Origin of the sequence: Streptomyces incarnatus, assembly GCF_001027185.1 — a bacterium.
Taxonomy (GTDB): domain Bacteria; phylum Actinomycetota; class Actinomycetes; order Streptomycetales; family Streptomycetaceae; genus Streptomyces; species Streptomyces puniciscabiei.
Map to the genome: position 1 here is coordinate 7,500,982 of NZ_CP011497.1, position 17,015 is coordinate 7,517,996.

15 protein-coding genes and 1 pseudogene are annotated in these 17,015 nt (G+C 73.1%); 12 read left to right on the forward strand and 4 right to left on the reverse strand.

Features of this window, described 5'->3' with window-relative positions; translation table 11 throughout:
- Positions 1-71: 71 nt before the first annotated feature.
- From ABB07_RS34090 to ABB07_RS34100, 3 genes and pseudogenes are all read left to right on the forward strand, one after another.
- Positions 72-362 carry an SHOCT domain-containing protein gene (locus ABB07_RS34090; protein WP_208902319.1) on the forward strand — a complete coding sequence of 97 codons (291 nt, stop codon included), beginning with the start codon at positions 72-74 and terminating at the stop codon, positions 360-362.
- A complete protein-coding gene (locus ABB07_RS34095; protein ID WP_208902320.1) occupies positions 359-1,105 on the forward strand; it encodes an ABC transporter ATP-binding protein in 747 nt (248 codons plus the stop codon). The genes ABB07_RS34090 and ABB07_RS34095 overlap by 4 nt, the downstream gene beginning before the upstream one ends.
- Positions 1,102-3,640 (forward strand): annotated as a pseudogene (locus tag ABB07_RS34100) (ABC transporter permease). The gene ABB07_RS34095 and the pseudogene ABB07_RS34100 overlap by 4 nt, the downstream one beginning before the upstream one ends.
- Before the next feature lie 302 nt (positions 3,641-3,942).
- Here ABB07_RS34100 and ABB07_RS34105 read toward each other — a convergent pair.
- Together ABB07_RS34105 and ABB07_RS34110 are read right to left on the reverse strand one after the other, a co-directional pair.
- A complete protein-coding gene (locus ABB07_RS34105) occupies positions 3,943-4,605 on the reverse strand; it encodes an ATP-binding protein (RefSeq protein ID WP_208902321.1) in 663 nt (220 codons plus the stop codon).
- 252 nt (positions 4,606-4,857) lie between these two features.
- The gene (locus ABB07_RS34110; protein WP_208902322.1) at positions 4,858-5,181 is read right to left on the reverse strand and encodes a hypothetical protein; all 324 of its coding nucleotides are present in this window, start codon (positions 5,179-5,181) and stop codon (positions 4,858-4,860) included.
- Positions 5,182-5,509: 328 nt separating this feature from the next.
- Here ABB07_RS34110 and cds1 point away from each other — a divergent pair, with 328 nt between their 5' ends.
- The 8 genes from cds1 to ABB07_RS34150 all read left to right on the forward strand — a co-directional run bounded on the left by cds1 (position 5,510) and on the right by ABB07_RS34150 (position 13,041).
- Entirely contained in the window at positions 5,510-6,634 is a 1,125-nt protein-coding gene (cds1, locus tag ABB07_RS34115; protein WP_208902323.1) for an L-cysteine desulfhydrase Cds1, read from the forward strand.
- A gap of 234 nt (positions 6,635-6,868) precedes the next feature.
- Positions 6,869-8,071 (forward strand): ATP-binding protein, encoded by a 1,203-nt coding sequence (locus tag ABB07_RS34120; protein WP_208902324.1) that lies wholly within the window; start codon positions 6,869-6,871, stop codon positions 8,069-8,071.
- Positions 8,068-8,469, forward strand: a complete 402-nt coding sequence (locus ABB07_RS34125; RefSeq protein WP_208902325.1) for a roadblock/LC7 domain-containing protein — start codon at positions 8,068-8,070, stop codon at positions 8,467-8,469. Before ABB07_RS34120 ends, ABB07_RS34125 begins: the two co-directional genes overlap by 4 nt.
- Positions 8,466-8,840, forward strand: a complete 375-nt coding sequence (locus ABB07_RS34130) for a DUF742 domain-containing protein (RefSeq protein ID WP_208902326.1) — start codon at positions 8,466-8,468, stop codon at positions 8,838-8,840. Before ABB07_RS34125 ends, ABB07_RS34130 begins: the two co-directional genes overlap by 4 nt.
- Positions 8,815-9,417 carry a GTP-binding protein gene (locus ABB07_RS34135; RefSeq protein ID WP_208902327.1) on the forward strand — a complete coding sequence of 201 codons (603 nt, stop codon included), beginning with the start codon at positions 8,815-8,817 and terminating at the stop codon, positions 9,415-9,417. Before ABB07_RS34130 ends, ABB07_RS34135 begins: the two co-directional genes overlap by 26 nt.
- Positions 9,418-9,517: 100 nt before the next feature.
- Positions 9,518-10,861, forward strand: a complete 1,344-nt coding sequence (locus ABB07_RS34140; RefSeq protein ID WP_425264783.1) for a cytochrome P450 family protein — start codon at positions 9,518-9,520, stop codon at positions 10,859-10,861.
- A gap of 126 nt (positions 10,862-10,987) precedes the next feature.
- Positions 10,988-12,253 (forward strand): cytochrome P450, encoded by a 1,266-nt coding sequence (locus ABB07_RS34145; RefSeq protein ID WP_208902328.1) that lies wholly within the window; start codon positions 10,988-10,990, stop codon positions 12,251-12,253.
- On the forward strand, positions 12,250-13,041 hold the full coding sequence (locus tag ABB07_RS34150) for an enoyl-CoA hydratase/isomerase family protein (protein ID WP_208902329.1): 792 nt from the start codon (positions 12,250-12,252) through the stop codon (positions 13,039-13,041). The genes ABB07_RS34145 and ABB07_RS34150 overlap by 4 nt, the downstream gene beginning before the upstream one ends.
- On the opposite strand, the gene ABB07_RS34155 is transcribed toward ABB07_RS34150, so the two are convergent.
- On the reverse strand, positions 13,042-13,515 hold the full coding sequence (locus ABB07_RS34155) for an SRPBCC family protein (RefSeq protein WP_208902330.1): 474 nt from the start codon (positions 13,513-13,515) through the stop codon (positions 13,042-13,044).
- A 68-nt stretch (positions 13,516-13,583) separates the two neighbouring features.
- Positions 13,584-14,414, reverse strand: coding sequence for a DeoR/GlpR family DNA-binding transcription regulator (locus ABB07_RS34160; protein WP_208902331.1), 831 nt, complete (start codon positions 14,412-14,414; stop codon positions 13,584-13,586).
- Positions 14,415-14,701: 287 nt separating this feature from the next.
- Here ABB07_RS34160 and ABB07_RS34165 point away from each other — a divergent pair, with 287 nt between their 5' ends.
- Positions 14,702-17,011 (forward strand): hypothetical protein, encoded by a 2,310-nt coding sequence (locus ABB07_RS34165; RefSeq protein ID WP_208902332.1) that lies wholly within the window; start codon positions 14,702-14,704, stop codon positions 17,009-17,011.
- The last annotated feature ends 4 nt before the right edge of the window (positions 17,012-17,015 follow it).

Here is a 17,015-nt window from a genome sequence, read left to right on the forward strand (position 1 = left end):
CCCGGACCCCCTCCCGAAGGGACTCTCGTGACATCCCGGCAGAGAGAAACCGACAAGGGAGATGACCCGAGATGCAGACCCTGGCCGACTGGGACGGCGGTCCCGGCCCGTGGATCCTGTTCTTCCCGCTGATCTGGGCGGCCGTGGTGGCCGGCGCCGTCACGTTCCTGCGCCGCACCGGGTGGCGCGGCCGCGGCGGCCCCTGGCGGCCCATGGACGGCGGACGCCCCGCGGGTGACTCCCCGCTCGCGGTCCTCGGCCGCCGCTTCGCCTCCGGTGAGATCGACGAGGACGAGTACTGGCGCCGTCTGTCCGTCCTGGAGGAGCGGTTCGGCCGTACGGGCAAGGGAGGCGCGGCATGACCACGACCGCACTGCGGGCCGCGGCCCGTGTGGTGGGCGCGGTGAAGGTGTACGGCGGTGGCGACACCGCCGTACGCGCCCTGGACGGCGTCGACGTCTCCTTTCCCGCCGGACGCTTCACGGCCATCATGGGCCCCTCGGGCTCCGGCAAGTCCACCCTCATGCACTGCGCGGCCGGCCTCGACACGCTCACCTCCGGCGCCGCCTGGATCGGCGACACGGAACTCGGCGCGCTGGACGACCGGCGCCTGACCCTGCTGCGCCGCGACCGGATCGGCTTCGTGTTCCAGGCGTTCAACCTGGTGCCGACGCTGACCGTCGCGGAGAACATCACGCTGCCCCTGGACCTGGCCGGACGGCGCGGTGACCGGGAGTGGATCGATGCCCTCGTCGACGTCGTCGGCCTGCGCGACCGGCTGCACCACCGGCCCTCGGAACTCTCCGGCGGCCAGCAGCAACGCGTCGCCGTGGCCCGGGCGTTCGCCGCGCGGCCCGACGTGGTCTTCGCCGACGAGCCGACCGGAAACCTCGACTCCCGCTCCGGCGCCGAGGTCCTCGGGCTCCTCGGCCGGGCGGTGCGGCGGATGGACCGCACGGTCGTCATGGTCACCCACGACCCGGTGGCCGCCGCGCACGCCGACGAGGTGCTCTTCCTCGCCGACGGACGGCTGGTCGACCGGATGGAGTCGCCGACCGCGGACCGGGTCCTGGACCGCATGAAGGCCTTCGAGGTGCGGACATGAGCGCCTCGCTCCGGCTCGGCCTCACCTCCCTGCGCGCGCACCGGCGCCGGTTCACCGGCACCTTCCTCGCGGTGTTCCTCGGCGTCGCCTTCCTCACCGGCACCCTCGTCGTGGGCGACACACTGCGCGCGAGCTTCGGCAGCATGTTCGGCGAGGCCACCAGCGGCACGGACGCCGTCGTACGCGGCGCCGACGCCATCACCACACCCGGCGAGGCCCAGGGCGTACGGCGCCCGGTGGACACCTCGCTGGTGAAGACCGTCGAGCGGGTGCCCGGTGTGGCCGCGGCGGTACCGGACATCCAGGGCGCCGGCCAGCTGGTCGGCTCCGACGGCAAGCCGGTCGGCGGCCAGGGACCGCCCACCGTCGCCGGCAACTGGATCACCGACGCGCGGCTCAACCCGTACCGGCTCGCCGCAGGCCGGGCTCCGGCCAGGCCGGGCGAGGTCGTGGTCAACCGGGGTGCCGCCGAGAAGGGCGGTCTGAAGATCGGTGACACCACGACCCTGCGCACCCCGGATCCGGTCAGGGTCACCGTCGTCGGCCTCGCCACCTTCGGCGGGCAGGACGGCATGGCCCAGGTGACGTTCACCGGCATGACCCGGGCCGACGCCGAGAAGTACCTCACCGCCCGGCCCGGCCGGGCGGCGTCCATCGTGGTGCGGGCCGAACGCGGAGTCAGCCAGCGGGAGTTGGTCCGGCGCCTGACTCCGGTGCTGCCCGAGGGAGTCGAGGCCATCACCGGACAGCAGGCGGCTCAGGAGAACACCGACATGATCTCCAGCCAGTTCCTGACCGTCTTCACCACCTTCCTGCTCGTGTTCTCCGGTGTCGCCCTGCTCGTCGCCACCTTCTCCATCCACAACACGTTCGCCATCGTGGTCGCCCAACGCACCCGTGAGAACGCCCTGTTGCGTGCCCTCGGCGCGGCCCGCCGCCAGGTGACCGCCGCCGCCCTCGCCGAGGCCTGCCTGGTCGCGGTCACCGCGTCCCTCACCGGACTCGCGGGCGGCATCGGCATCGCCGCAGGGCTCCAGGCGCTGTTCCCGGCGATCGGATTCCCGTTCCCCGACGGCGCCCTGGTGATCAAGACGATGTCGATGGTGCTGCCGCTCGCGGTGGGGATCGTGGTCTGCCTGGGCTCCGCGCTCCTGCCGGCCCGGCGCGCCGGACGGACGGCACCGCTCGCCGCCCTGCGCGAGACGGCCGTCGACGCCTCCGGTGCCTCCCGCGTCCGTGCGATCGCCGGGGGTGGCCTCGGCGCGCCGGCGCTCGCCGCGACCCTGACCGGCGTCCTGGTCTCCCCGTCCGTGTGGCTGGCGGGAGTGGGCGCGGTGCTCGCCCTGGCGGCGTTCGTCGTGCTCGGCCCGGTCGCCGCCACCACGGCCGTACGGCTGCTCGGCGGGCCCCTGGACCGGCTGCGCGGGGTCACCGGCTCGCTGGCCCGGCGCAACGCCCTGCGCAGCCCGAAGCGGACGGCGGCCACCGCGAGCGCGCTGATGATCGGTGTGGCCGTCGTGGCGCTGTTCACCGTCTTCGGGGCCTCGCTGAAGGCCACGATGGACCGCACGGTGTCCCGGTCCTTCGCCGGCGACGTCGCCGTCAGCAGTCCCTCCTTCGGCGCGGGCGGCAGTGGACTCAGCCCCCGGCTCGCCCCCGCACTCCAGCGGCTGCCCCAGGTGGACACGGCCGTGGGCCTGGGGCGCGGGGTCGCCGAAGTCGACGGCCGGGGAAGGGCGTTGACCGTCACGGACCCGGTCGCGCTCGCCCGCACCTTCGACCTCGGCATGGTCACCGGCTCGCTGCGCGACCTCGGCACCGACGGCATCGCCCTCACCCGCGAGCACCGGCGACACGGCCAGGCTGACCTTCACCGACGGCCGGAGGGACGACTTCACCGTCCGTGCCGTGTACGGCCGGTCGGACCTCGCCGGCGACTACGTCATCACCCGCGCCGCCTGGGCCCCGCACCGCACCCAGGACGCCGACTCGCTGATCGCCGTCACCTTCAAGCGCGGGGTGAGCACGGACGCGGGCAAGGCGGCGGTGAAGAGGGTCGCCGCGCGGTACGGCAACCCGTCCGTGCAGACCCGGGACGAGTACGCGCAGTCCTCGGCGGCCGGCATCGACATGATGCTGACCCTCGTCTACGCGCTGCTCGCCCTCGCGGTGGTCATCGCCCTGCTCGGCATCGCCAACACACTGACCCTCGCGCTGCACGAACGCACCCGGGAACTGGGCCTGCTGCGGGCCGTCGGCCAGACCCGCGGCCAGCTGCGGGCCATGGTCCGCTGGGAGTCGGTCCTGGTCGCCGGGTTCGGTACGGCCGGCGGTCTCGGACTCGGCGCCTTCCTCGGCTGGGTGCTGGTCAAGGCCTCCGACGGCGCGAGCGACACCGCCTTCGCCTTCGCCCTGCCGCCCGCCCGGCTTGCGGTGGTCGCCCTCGTCGGCCTCACCGCCGGCGCACTGGCGGGCCTCCGCCCGGCCGGCCGTGCGGCACGGCTGGACGTGCTGCGGGCCATCGCGACGGAGTGACTGCGTCGCGTTGGCCGGGGCGCCTACGGGGGTGGGCCGAGTGAGGCCGTGCGCGGGTGCGGGTGCGTGGGGGCTGATCGCGCAGTTCCCCGCGCCCCTCTGGGGCGCTGCGGTGCCGTCGGCTGCCAGGTTCCGCCGCCGCTGCGGGCAGTCGTGCCGCTGGGGCGGCGCGGGTGGGCGCAGCGGCACCCGGTCGGTGCCGGGGGAGTGACCCCACCGCGGCCGGCGCCAGCGCTCCGCACCCTGCCGGCGCCGGTGGGCGAGTCGTCGTCGCCCCCGGCGCGGGCAGGGTCACCGCCCGGTCAGCCGGGAACGGTTGACCGGGCGGGAGTCTGGGGGCCGGCGCCGGCGGGAGCGGGCGACGCGGTCGCCACGGTGGTCGCGTTCGCCACCGGAGCCGCCGCGGCGGGAGCCTCGGCGGTCAACGTGACCCCGGCACCGACCCGTGTCCCCGCCGGTGCCTTGGCCGCCGTCCCGACCCGGACCGGCTCCGGCGCGGGCCGTACCGCCGCGGCACGGCGCGGGACATGGGCCGGATACGGCCGTACCACCGCCGGGGCGGTCAGCGTGAACCAGACGACCTTGCCGTTCTCGCCGTCCGGCCGGGCGCCCCAGCTCTCGCTCACCGCCGCCACCATCGCCAGCCCCCGCCCGCAGGTGGCCAGCGGACCGCCGTCCGGCAGGTCGGCGACGTCGGCCGGCACCGGAAGCCGTGGATCGTTGTCGCGCACCGAGACCGTGAGCCGGTCCGGCGCCAGCTCGAGCTCGACCGTGCACGACTTGTCGGGCCTGGCATGCCGGTGGACGTTGCTGAGCAGCTCCGTCACACCGAGCGCGGCTCGGTCTATCAACGCGTCCATGTGCCAGTAGCGCAACTGCGCAGATACGATTCTGCGGACCTGGCCGATCCGCGACGGCAGGGCTTGGAGCTCCACCGTGCAGTGCCTGCTTGGGTGACTGATCACGGCTGCGACTCCCCGATGTAGAGGTCCGACGGGACCGGAAGAACACGGAGAACAACGGATCCAGCAGGGTGCTTGCGTCCAAACGTCCGCCTGCTGCATGGCCGGCGGGCTGGTTCGCAGCGTTATCGCCGGTAAACCCAGAGTGACGTGAGACCAGCGTGACGCAGCGGATGCGGTCCCGCAACTCGCCGCGACGGACCGCTGCTCGGAGTAACGCGACCGGCTCCGCCCCGGCCGGCGGCCGTACGACGGTCAGCCGCCGCGCCCGGCGGCCCGGCGCACCGCCTCGATGAACCGGCGTGCCGCGGGCGGACCCGGCTCGCCCGGAGCGGGATCCCGCTCGCCCAGTGTCAGCAGGTACCGCTTGCCGTTGAGGTCGGCCAGCGCCTTGTCGTCCGGCCGGAACCACGGGCGGGACGCGCGCACCGCCTGCACGGGGGCGCTGTCGATCTCGCTGCCGTAGCTGGTGAGCAACTCCAGCCTGCCGTCGTTGATCCGGACCTGACCGGCCCGGGTGAGCGAACGCAGCCGCTTGCCGATCCGCACGCCCGTGGCTGTGAACTCCGGCTCCGCCATCGTTGGCCGCCCCCTTGCCCGTGTGCTTCCGCGATCCAGTGTGCGCCCGCTCCCGGTCCAGTGTGCGCCTGGGTTCGGGACGATCGTCCCGTCGCGTGCAGTCTGCCCCGATGCGGCCGGGAGCACCAGTACACGCGAGGCGCCCGCCGAACCCGCCCGGAGCACTCCCGCCAATGCGCCCCCGCATGCCTCGTACGCCTGTGCCCCAGTGCCGCTTTGGGTGGCTCAAAGATGCGTTTATGCAGGTGGGAAGCGGTGTGAAAGATGCCTATGCTCAAGGGGCCGGCCTCGCGAGGCGTCGTCGGCGCCCAGCGTAAGGAGCACCGCCGTGAGCACCACCCACCAGAGCAGGACCGGCGCCACCCTCGACGTCGACCGCAGCGACGCCGCCTACCGTGACTGGCTGAAAGAGGCCGTCCGCAAGGTCCAGGCCGACGCGAACCGCTCGGCGGACACGCATCTGCTGCGCTTCCCCCTCCCCGAGCACTGGGGCATCGACCTCTACCTCAAGGACGAGTCGACGCACCCCACCGGAAGCCTCAAGCACCGCCTCGCCCGCTCCCTCTTCCTCTACGGCCTCTGCAATGGCTGGATCCGTCCCGGCCGTCCCGTCATCGAGGCCTCCAGCGGCTCGACGGCCGTCTCCGAGGCCTACTTCGCCAAGCTGATCGGCGTGCCCTTCATCGCGGTCATGCCGCGCACGACCAGCGCCGAGAAGATCCGCCTGATCGAGTTCCACGGCGGACAGTGCCACTTCGTGGACGACTCCCGGAAGATGTACGAGGAGTCCGCCCGCCTCGCGGTGGAGACCGGCGGCCACTACATGGACCAGTTCACCTACGCCGAGCGGGCCACCGACTGGCGCGGCAACAACAACATCGCCGAATCCATCTTCCGCCAGCTGGAGTTGGAGCGCTTCCCGGAGCCGACGTGGATCGTCGCCACGGCCGGCACCGGCGGCACCTCCGCGACCCTCGCGCGCTACGTGCACTACATGCAGTACGACACCCGCATCTGCGTCGCCGACCCGGACAACTCCTGCTTCTTCGAGGGCTGGACCTCCGGCGATCCGGACGTCACCTGCGACTGCGGCTCCCGGATCGAGGGCATCGGCCGGCCGCGCATGGAGCCCAGCTTCGTGCCCGGGGCCATCGACCGGATGATGAAGGTCCCGGACGCGGCCAGCGTCGCCGCCGTACGCGCCCTGGAGCGGGCCATCGGCCGCAAGGCGGGCGGCTCCACGGGCACCGGGCTGTGGAGCGCGCTGAAGATCGTCTCCGAGATGGTGGCCGAGGGCCGCCGGGGCAGCGTCGTCACCCTGCTGTGCGACCCGGGCGACCGCTACCTCGACAAGTACTACTCCGACGCCTGGCTCGCCGAGCAGGGCCTGGACATCGCGCCGTACACCGCGGCGATCGACACCCTGCTGGCCTCGGGGGTGTGGCCGGACTGAGCCGGTACCCGGCCCCTTCGGCGGCCGGTGCCCAACGCCCGGGTGACGGGGTTGTGAGGGTTTGGTGACGTCTCAATTGAGGTTCTGGGCAAGCGTGTTGTGCCTGTGTGACTGATAAGATCATCCCACTTTTCGGTGGGCTGACGGCGTGTCAACAACACGTACGGGGGGACAGTCTCAAAGGCACCATCGCGCTCGCACGCTCCTGGCGCGATGCGACTTGAAGAGAGTCTCATGACGTCATTGACCACGGATCCACTGCTGTGGATCTTGCTGGTGGTGCTCGTCGCTGCGGTAGTCGCAGTGCTGCGGGCCCGGAGAACCAACATGGCGCTCCGAAGAACGAGGAAGGACCTGGAGGCAGGACTGGGGCAGGCCCGCGGCGACGTCGGGCAGCTCCACACGCACATCGCCGCGCTGACCGCACAGCACCAGCGTGACCTCGCGGACGTGCGCGCCGACGCGGAGGCGGCCACCAAGGCGGTGCTGAAGTCCGCCATGGGCACACTCCAGTCGCTCGCCGAGGAACAGCAGGTGCTCCTGGACAGCCTGCTGAAGAAGTACGGCGACACCACGGACGTGCTCGCCGACCTGATGACGGTCGACCACACCGGCAGCCAGTTCGGCCGCCGCGCCAAGGGCATCTCCGTGCTGTGCGGCGGATGGCTGGGCCGGCGCGAGGGCGCCGCCACCGTCTACGACGTCGCCCGCAGCGCCCAGGGCAGGATCAAGGACTTCGACCGGGTCGGCGTCCACTCGCAGGTCAACGTCTCCCTCGTCGGCAAGGCGGTCGAGCCGGTGGCCGTCGTGCTGGCCGAACTGCTGGACAACGCGACGAACTACAGCGCACCCGGAACGCGGGTCGAGATCAACATCCAGGCCGTGCCCACCGGTGTGTGCTTCATCGTCGACGACGCCGGACTGGGCATGGACCAGGAGACCAAGGACCGGGCGGCGGCCCTGCTGTCCGTCGACGGTCCCGTCGACATCACCGGGCTCGGCGATCCGCCGCGGTTCGGCTTCGCCGTGTGCGGCATGCTCGCCGCCCGCTACGGCTTCGCCGTCTCCGTCGGTTCCGTTTCCCCCTACGGCGGAGTGCGTGCAGTGATTCGTGTGCCCGAAAGTCTGCTCTCGGCCGACACTCCTTCCCCGGCGGCCGGCGCCCAGGACGCCGCGGCCCCGGAGGCCGCCCCCCAGCGACTGGCGCCCGTCCCGGTCGTGGGCCCCTCGCACGTGGTGGGAACGACCTCGGGAGGTCTGCCCAAACGCCGGCGCCGGGAGCGCCCCGTCACCGTGGTCCCGTCCCCCGGCACCGACGGCCAGGAGGGGACGTTCGAACCGGTCAGCGAGGTGACGGCGTCGCGGATCGGGGCGTTCGCGCGCGGTACTCAGCTCGGGCGGACCACGAACACCACGGAAGGACCTGACAACCAGTGAAGACCGACCTGTCCTGGGTGCTGAACGACGTGCTCGAGGTGCGCGGAGCCCGGCACGCGATCCTCGTCTCGGGAGACGGCCTGCTGCTGCAGCGCTCGGACGACATCGGACGCGACGACGCCGAGACGAACGCCGCCGCGATGAGCTCGATGCAGTCGCTGAGCCGGGCCGTCGCGGGATTCGTGGGAGCGGGACACGGCATCTGGAAGCAGACGCTGCTGGAGTACGACGGCGGCTGGATCTTCCTGATCGCCGCCGGCCAGGGCTCGTACCTCGCCGTCTCGGCCGCGCTGGACGTCGACATGGAGGCCATGTCCTTCCGCATGCAGAAGACGGTGGCCGCACTGAGTAAGGCGATGAGCGTGGCTCCGCGCTCCGACAACGGCGTGGGCGTATGACCACGCCCGGCGAGGGAGCCTCCGTCACCAGCGAGTTCGTCCGCTCGTACGTCATCACCGGCGGACGGACCCTGCCGGCCTCGGACGACCTGGCGCTGCACACGCTGGTCACCCTGGCTCCCGAGCGGACCCCGCCGCTGGGGGCCGGCCCCGAGGTGATGGCGATCTGGCGGCTGTGCGCGGGCGGCTACCTGTCGGTCGCCGAGGTCGCGGGCCATGTGGGACTGCCGGTGGGGGTGGCCCGGTTGCTGCTGACCGATTTATTCGAGCAGGGCCACCTCCTGCGCCGCGCCGAGCCGCCCCGGGCTCAGAACGTTGACAGAGCGACCCTCGAGAAGGTTCTGAATGGACTCCAATCCCTCATCGGCTGAGACGGCCCCTGGATCCATCTACGTCTCCAGCGCGGTGACCAACGCCGCCAAGATCCTTGTCGTCGGGCATTTCGCCGTGGGCAAGACGACGTTCATCGGCTCGCTGTCGGAGATCACCCCGCTGCGCACCGAGGAGAAGATGACGCAGGCGTCTGTCCACGTGGACGACCTCGGGGGCGTGGCGGACAAGAGCACCACCACCGTGGCCCTGGACTTCGGCCGGCTGACGCTCGGCGACGACCTCGTGCTGTACCTGTTCGGCACCCCGGGACAGCAGCGTTTCATGCAGCTGTGGGAGGACATGGCCCGCGGCGCGCTGGGCGCACTGCTCCTGGTCGACCCGGCCCGGCTGGAGGAGACCTTCCCCGTCATCGACCTCGTCGAGCGCTACGGCCTCGAGTACGCCATCGCGGTCAACGGCTTCCACCCGGACAAGGTCTACGAGGAGGCGGAGGTGCGCGAGGCCCTCGACCTGCTCCCGGACACCCCCGTCGTCTACTGCGACGCCCGCGACCGGCAGTCCTCCGCCCACGCGCTGATCGAGCTCGTCCGCCACCTGCTCACCCGAGCCGCCTGACCCGACCATCCCCGGACCACACCCCCGGACATCTCCCCCCGGACCCCACCCCCGGCCCGCCTCCCCGGATCCGCGGCCCGGAGCCAGCAGAAGGAACCCCATGGACCGCCAGTCAGTCCCCGCCCCCGCCAGATGCCCCATGCACGACGCCGCGTTCGCCGCCGACCCCCACGAGGTCTACGACCGGTTGCGCGCCCACGGTCCGGCCGGACCGGTCGAACTCGCACCCGGCGTCGACGCCACGCTGGTCGTCGGGCACGAGACGGCCCTGCGCGTGCTGCAGAACACCACCCTCTTCGCCCGGGACTCCCGCCGCTGGAAGGCCCTGGCGGAAGGGCGGATCGGGCTGGACAACCCGGTGCTGCCGATGATGGCGTACCGGCCCAACTGCCTGTTCACCGACGGCGCCGTGCACCTCAGGCTGCGCAAGGCCGTCACGGACAGCCTCGCCCGGCTCAACATCACCCGCATCCGCCGTGACGTCGAGCCCATCGCCGACTACCTCATCGACCAGTTCTGCGAGCGCGGCCGTGCCGACCTCCTCAACGACTACGCCAAGCTGCTGCCGCTGCTGCTGTTCAACAAGCTGTTCGGCTGCCCGGCGGACATCGGTGACACCCTCACCGGCGCCATGTCGGCGATCTTCGACGGCAAGGACGCCCTGCGCGCCAACGAGGAGCTCACGGCCTGCCTCATGGAGCTGATCGCCCTCAAGCGCCGCCGGCCCGGCGACGACGTCACCTCCTGGCTGATCCAGCACCCCGCGGGACTGACCGACGAGGAGCTCAAGGACCAGCTGGTCATGCTGATGGGCGCCGGTGTGGAACCCGAGCGCAACCTGATCGGCAACGCCCTGCTCCTGCTACTGTCCCCCGACACCAGCGGACGCGACTCCGGGCTGCTGATCCAGGAGGCGATCGACCACGTGCTGTGGAACCAGACGCCCATCGCCAACTACGCCACGCACTACCCGGTCCAGGACGTGGACCTCGGGGGAGTGGTGGCCGAGGCGGGCACGCCGGTCGTCATCAGCTTCGCCGCCGCCAACACCGACCCCGCGCTGGCCGAGGCCCGCCGCAAGCACAGCACGGGCGCCCACCTGGCCTGGGGAGCCGGTCCGCACGCCTGCCCGGCCAAGGACCCGGCGCAGGTCATCGCCGTCACCGCGATCGAGAAGCTGCTCAACGCCCTGCCCGACCTGGTGCTGACCGTCCCCGAGAAGGACCTGGACTGGCGGCCGGGCCCGTTCCACCGGGCGCTGGTCGCGCTGCCCGTGGCCTTCAGCCCGGCACCGGCCACCCATGTCGCCGCCGCGCTGCAGAGCCGTACCGTCCCCGCCGCGGGGGAGCAGCCGCTGCCCACCGCACCGGTCACCGCGGCCCGTCAGGAACCGGTCAGGAAGAAGGGCTTCTGGAGCACCTTCCTGGACATCTTCCGCGTGTGAGCGTCGAGTTGTGAGCGTCTCATGTGCGGCATGTGACGGGAGCAACACTCTCAGGCGCATGGCGACGGAGAGAGGAAGGGTAGGTTCCGGCGGTAACGGTAGCGCCCAGCCACAAAGGAGCTTCGCGTGACCGCCGTTGGCGTCATACGCGGTACCACCCCCACCGACCGCCGAGCCGTCATCCCCCTCCTCCGTCGCCTCCGCTCCGCCGAGGGCCAGGCCGACCCCGTGCCCGTCTGGGACGAACTGCGGGCACTGGGTGACGTGGTGCGGGCTCCCTGGGGCGGGTACTTCGTGACCGGATTCGACGCCTGCAACCAGGTCCTGCGCGACCGGAACTGGCTCGTGCCGGACTTCGCCTGGCAGCAGCGCCGGCCCGGCACGGCGCGCTGGCAGGACCCGGCGACCCAGGAGATGACACGGACGCTGTCCCGCCTCAACCCGCCCGAGCACACCTTCCGGCGCCGGGCCCTGGGCAACCTCTTCGACCGCGGCACCCTCGAGGCCATGCGGCCCCGGATCGCCGCCCATGTCACCGAGCTCCTGGACCGTCTCGACGCACAGCTGCGCGCCCACGGCGAGGCCGACTTCGTCGCCACGGTCGGCGACCGGCTGCCCATCCACACCGTCGGCCACTGGCTCGCCATCCCGGCCGGGGACTACCCGCACATCCTGGACTTCACCCACCGGCAGGTGCACGCCCAGGAACTGATCCCCACCAAGAGCGAACTCGCGGTGTCGGCACGGGCCACCGTGGAGATGCGGGCCTACTTCACCGGTCTCGTCGCCCACCGGCGCGCCCACCCTGGCAACGATGTCCTCAGCGGCTGGATCCGCTACTGGGACGCCCAGTACCCGGGCGACCGCGCGGCGGCCGACCAGATGCTCTACGACCTGACGATGTTCCTCACCATCGCCTCCCTGGAGACCACGGCGACCCTGCTGACCAACGCCGTGTGGTTCCTGACCCAGGACCCCGCCCGGGCCGGCTGGCTGCGCCGGCACCCCGAGCACGTCGACGACGCGATCGACGAGGCACTGCGCTACGACCCGCCGATCCACCTCAACTCCCGCTTCGCCGCCGACGACACCGTCCTCGCCGGCGTGCCCATCGCCCGGGACACCACCGTCCACGTGCTGTACGGCGCCGCCAACCACGACCCCCGCCGCAACCCCGACCCGCACCTCTTCGACATCCGCCGCAAGGGCGCCCACCTCACCTTCGGCGGCGGCGTCCACTACTGCCTCGGCGCGGGCCTGGCCCGTCTGGAGGCCCGCCTCCTGCTCACCCGTCTGCTGGAACGATTCCCCACCCTGCGGCCGTCCGCGGGCCCGACCTATGCGAACCGGATGGTCTTCCGGCGCATCACCTCGCTGAAAGTGACGACATGACCGCCCTCCCCCTCACCACCCTCCCGGCCGGCGCCCTGCGGCGGACCCTGCGCACCCACCGGGAGGGCCCCGTCCTCACCGTCGAGCTGAACACCCCCGAGCACGGCAACACCGTCACCGACGCGCTGCTCGACGACCTCTGGGCGGTCCTCCAGGACCAGGACCCGGCCGTCCGGGTGCTCGTGCTGACCGGCAGCGGCGACGACTTCTGCCTCGGCGGGGACCGCGGCGAGTCCGCCCGGCAACTCGCCCACGACCCCACGGGCGGCGGCATCCGCATGTCGGGGGCCAAGGCGCGACGCGTCTGCGAGGCCCTGACCGCGAACCCGGCCGTCACCATCGCGCGTGTCCACGGCAAGGCCGTCGGGGCGGGCTTCGCCCTCGCGCTCGCCTGTGATCTGCGGGTCGGGTCCGAGGACGCGACCTTCCGGCTGCCCGAACTCGCGCTCGGGCTGCCCACCGCGTGGGGCGGCCTGCTGCCCCGCCTGATCAGCGAGGTCGGCGCCGCCCGGGTCCGCGAGATCGTCCTGACCGGCCGGGCCATCACCGCGGCGGAGGCGCAGTCCCTGTCCATCCTGCAGAAGGTCGTCCCCGCGGCGGAGCTGGACGCGGCCGTCGCCGCCTGGGCCAGGCCCGTCGTCCGCCGGCCCCGGGCGGCGCTGCGGGTCACCAAGACCCTGCTCAACTCGCTGTCCGCGGCCTCGCGCCTGGCCGACGTCTCCGTGCTGGACGCGGAACTGATGGCAGCGGTCATGACCGAGACGCACCATGCCCACGGGGCCGGCTGATCAGCGCCCCGCCAGACGCCGGTCCAGGGCCGTCACCGCGTCGCGGAAGGCGCGCCCGAGGCCGGGCCGGGCGAGACCCAGGACGAACCGCAACGGCGCCGCACCGTCGGCGGCGAAGGTCCACTGCACCCGGGTGCCGGTGCCCTGAGGAGCAAGGCGCCACTCCTCGACCAGGGCGCGCAGGCCCGGCGCGTTGGTGGCGTCGACGCGGTAGGCGTACAGCTCGGGTGCCTTCGCCGCGAGCACCGTCTCCGCGAACCGGGTCCCGCCCCTGAGCCGGATCTCCCGCCCGGCGCCGCCGTCGGTGGCCCGGGCGAGCGTCACCGCCGAGAACCACTGGGCCCAGCCGGGCACGTCCTCCGCGAGCGAGTGAAAGACCTGCTCGGGGGAGGCGGAGACCTCCCGGGCGAAGACCAGACGTACGGGCGCGGCCCCGACGAAGCCGAGGTCCACCGGGCGCAGCCGACGAGTCATGGACGTAACCCCCTTGTGCCCCTCCCGCGGGGCGGTCGACCGGGCGGCCCACCATAGCTGACATGGCGTCAGATGTCTGCGTCGTCCTCTCCGGGCTCGCCCGCCACGACCACCCGCAGGTGCTCGGAGATCTCCGCGCGGGCCTCGGCGGGCAGGCCCGCGTCGGTCACCAGCGTGTCCACCTGCTCCAGCGCGGCGAAGGAACTCAGGCCCACCGTGCCCCACTTGGTGTGGTCGGCGACCACCACGACCCGGCGCGCGGAGTGCACCAGCCGCCGGTTCGTCTCCGCCTCGGCGAGGTTCGGCGTGGACAGACCGGCCTCGACCGATATGCCGTGCACGCCGAGGAACAGCAGATCGAAGTGGAGGGCGGCGATCGCCTGGTCGGCCACCGGCCCCACCAGCGAGTCCGACGGGGTGCGCACACCGCCGGTCAGCACCACCGTGGCCGCGCCCTGCCGCTGGCCCGAGGTGCGCTGGGCGGCGTGGAAGACGTCCGCGACCCGCACCGAGTTCGTCACCACGGTCAGGTCGGGCACCTCCAGCAGTTGCTGGGCGAGCGCGTACGTCGTCGTACCGCCGGACAGGGCGATCGCCGTGCCCGGGCTGACCAGCTTGGCGGCGGCGCGCGCGATGTCCTCCTTGGCGGTCAGCTCCAGACCCGACTTCGCCTCGAAGCCGGGCTCGTGCGTGCTGGCCTCGACCACCGGCACCGCGCCGCCGTGCACCTTCTCCAGCACGCCCTGGCGGGCGAGGGCGTCCAGGTCACGGCGCACGGTCATGTCCGACACGCCGAGCTTGCGGGTCAGTTCGTTGACCCGCACACCGCCCCGGCGCCGAACCTCGTCCAGGATCAGGGCGCGGCGCTGCTCGGCGAGGAGGTTCTGATTCTCGCTCACGTACGCTCCGGTCCTTTCGCCGCCAACCGTCCGACACGCCCGGCGCGCCGGCCCCGACCAGGAGATTCCGGCCGGCCGGAGATGCGCGGGCGTCCCATCTTTTCACGGGTCGGCACCGGTTGCGCCACTACCTGTCACGACGCGCACATGCCACGTCCCGCCCGGCCGCCCCGGCCACCGTCACCCGGACAGGGGATATTCCATGACGAGTGATGCACACCGCCCCCTGACCGGAGATCCTGAAGCCCGCATCGACACAGTCCTTCGGGTGCGTCACGGGGGTGCGAGTGGACCGCGCACAGGCACGCCGCAGCGCGCGGCGGAGGGACGCCGAGCTGGAGCTACTGGTGCACGGGGTGGGCGGGACCACTCCCGGGCAGATGCTCGGCGACCCGCACACCGTCCGGGTCACCGGCGACGACACGGCGGCTGTCTTCCGGCGCGCCGAGGACGCAGGGGCCGGGAAGGATCCGCGGCACGGGCCGGTCCAGGAGGCGTATGTCTGGTGCAACCTCACCTCCGGTGACAGCAGCCGCGCCCTGTGGCTGTTGCTGCTGCCGTTCATGGTGGTCAACCTCGCCCACTGGATGCGCCCCGCCGCGGCCGGCCGGCACCGCACGGCCCGCCTGTACGGCCTCCTCGTGCGGCTGGCCGCCCTCAGCCTGACCGTGCTGCTGGTGGCCGCCGCCTGCGAGGTCGCCCTGGACCTGGTGGCCTGGCAGTGCGCCGGCGTCCCGTCCTGCGCCCGGCGCCACTCCTGGCCGGCCTTCCTCACGCCCCCGGCGTTCACGGCCCCCGGCGGGCACGCCACCTGGTGGAGCCCGCCCGGTCGCCGGCTCGCGCTCGCCGCACTGGTGCCGACCGCGCTGACGGTCCTGCTCTGGTACCTCTCCCGCCGGACCTGGAGCGCGTACGAGTCCCACCGGCCGTTCTCCCACGACCCCGGGCCGGACCCCGGCGGCAGCGCGCTGACCAGGCCCGGCTTCTGGTACGGGCGCCGGCTCGTGGCCCGGCTGCGTGCCGCGCACACCGCCGCGGCCCTGCTGACCGTCGCCGTCGCCGTCGCGGCCCCGGCGGCCGGCTTCGACCACCGGCACGGCGGACCCGCCGCCCTGGACGTCCTGGGCCGGCTGCTCACTTCGGCCCTGGCGGCCTGGGCCGCGGTGGCCGTGGGTGTCGTCTGCCGCCGTGGCCGCACCGAGAACCGCCTCGACGAGCGGCTCGACCGGCACCTCGTACGCCTGCTGCCGCTCGGCGCGCTCGCCCTGCTGGTGCTCACCGTGGTCTACGCCGGCTGGGCCCGGCCCGGCTGGCGGTCCACCGGGCGGCTGCCGGGCGACTTGGCCTTCGGCGCCCTCATGCCGGCTCAGGGGCTGCTGGTGGTCGCGCTCGCCGTCGTGGCCGGGTGCCTCCACCGCCGCAGCCCCGATCCGCGTGCCTGTATGCGCGGCCAGGGCGGACCGGCCGTCGTACTGCTCGCCTGCGCGCTGGGCGGCGTGCTGTCCGGCGGGGTCGCCCAGCGCGTCGCCGGCTGGCTCGACGGCACCCACGCCGCGCTCCCCGGGCCGCCGGTCCTGCTCACCTGGCAGGCGTCCACCGTCCCGCCGGTCCTCGCGGTCCTGCTGCTCCTCGCCGCCCGGCTAGGCCTCGGCACCGCCCGGCTGGCCCGCGCCGAACGCGACCGGATCCGCCACGAACACCCCGGCGAACCGGAGGATCCCGGCCGTACCCGCGACATCGCCCGCGCCCGCGCCATGGCCACGCTCACCGACCGGGCACCCCTCGTCGTCGCCGTGCTCACCGCGACCACCCTGCTGCTCGGCGCCGCGGCGCTGGCCGGCGCGCTGGCCACCGGCAAGACCCCCGACGCGGCCGCCCGCCGCACCCCCGACGCCGTACAGGCCGTCGCCGAGACCTCGCAGGCGCTGGGGTCCTGGCTGGTCGGCCTCGGTTTCGTGCTCTTCGTGACCTGGGGCAGGCGCGCCTACAAGGACGCCTCGGCGCGGCGCACGATCGGCATCCTCTGGGACGTCGGCACCTTCTGGCCGCGCGCCGCGCATCCCTTCGCGCCACCGTGCTACGCCGAGCGCGCGGTGCCCGACCTGACCTGGCGCATGGCCACCTGGACCCGGCGCACCGGGGGCCGCCTGGTTCTCTCCGGGCACTCCCAGGGCAGTGTCCTGGCCGCGGCCGCCGCCTGGCAGCTGCCCCCGTCCGTCCGCGGCCGGATCGCGCTGCTGACCTACGGCTGCCCGCTGGAACGCCTGTACGGCCGCTGGTTCCCGGCCCACTTCGGGCCGCCCGCGCTCGCCGCCCTGCACCGCGACGTCGCCTGCTGGGGCAACCTCTACCGCGGCACCGACCCCATCGGCGGCCCCGTCCGCGTCCCCGCCGACGGCACGCCCGAGGTCGACCACGGCCCCCTGCGGGACCCGCTCGCCTACGGCCGCACTCCCGAGCATCCGCTCCCGGCGCCCGTCCTCGGCCACTGCGACTACCAGGCGGACCCCGCCTTCGCCCGCGAGCGGGCCCGTCTGCTGAGCCGCCTGCGTCCGGAGCTTCCTGGACCACGACCGCAGCGCCGGGCCCCGCGGTGAGGCC

Excerpts from the sequence above, each read along its gene's own strand:
- ABB07_RS34090 (WP_208902319.1), top strand. The coding sequence starts at position 72 with ATGCAGACCCTGGCCGACTGGGACGGCGGTCCCGGCCCGTGGATCCTG.
- ABB07_RS34095 (WP_208902320.1), top strand. The coding sequence starts at position 359 with ATGACCACGACCGCACTGCGGGCCGCGGCCCGTGTGGTGGGCGCGGTG.
- ABB07_RS34110 (WP_208902322.1), bottom strand. The coding sequence starts at position 5,181 with ATGGCGGAGCCGGAGTTCACAGCCACGGGCGTGCGGATCGGCAAGCGG.
- ABB07_RS34120 (WP_208902324.1), top strand. The coding sequence starts at position 6,869 with ATGACGTCATTGACCACGGATCCACTGCTGTGGATCTTGCTGGTGGTG.
- ABB07_RS34130 (WP_208902326.1), top strand. The coding sequence starts at position 8,466 with ATGACCACGCCCGGCGAGGGAGCCTCCGTCACCAGCGAGTTCGTCCGC.
- ABB07_RS34135 (WP_208902327.1), top strand. The coding sequence starts at position 8,815 with ATGGACTCCAATCCCTCATCGGCTGAGACGGCCCCTGGATCCATCTAC.
- ABB07_RS34140 (WP_425264783.1), top strand. The coding sequence starts at position 9,518 with ATGGACCGCCAGTCAGTCCCCGCCCCCGCCAGATGCCCCATGCACGAC.
- ABB07_RS34150 (WP_208902329.1), top strand. The coding sequence starts at position 12,250 with ATGACCGCCCTCCCCCTCACCACCCTCCCGGCCGGCGCCCTGCGGCGG.
- ABB07_RS34155 (WP_208902330.1), bottom strand. The coding sequence starts at position 13,515 with ATGACTCGTCGGCTGCGCCCGGTGGACCTCGGCTTCGTCGGGGCCGCG.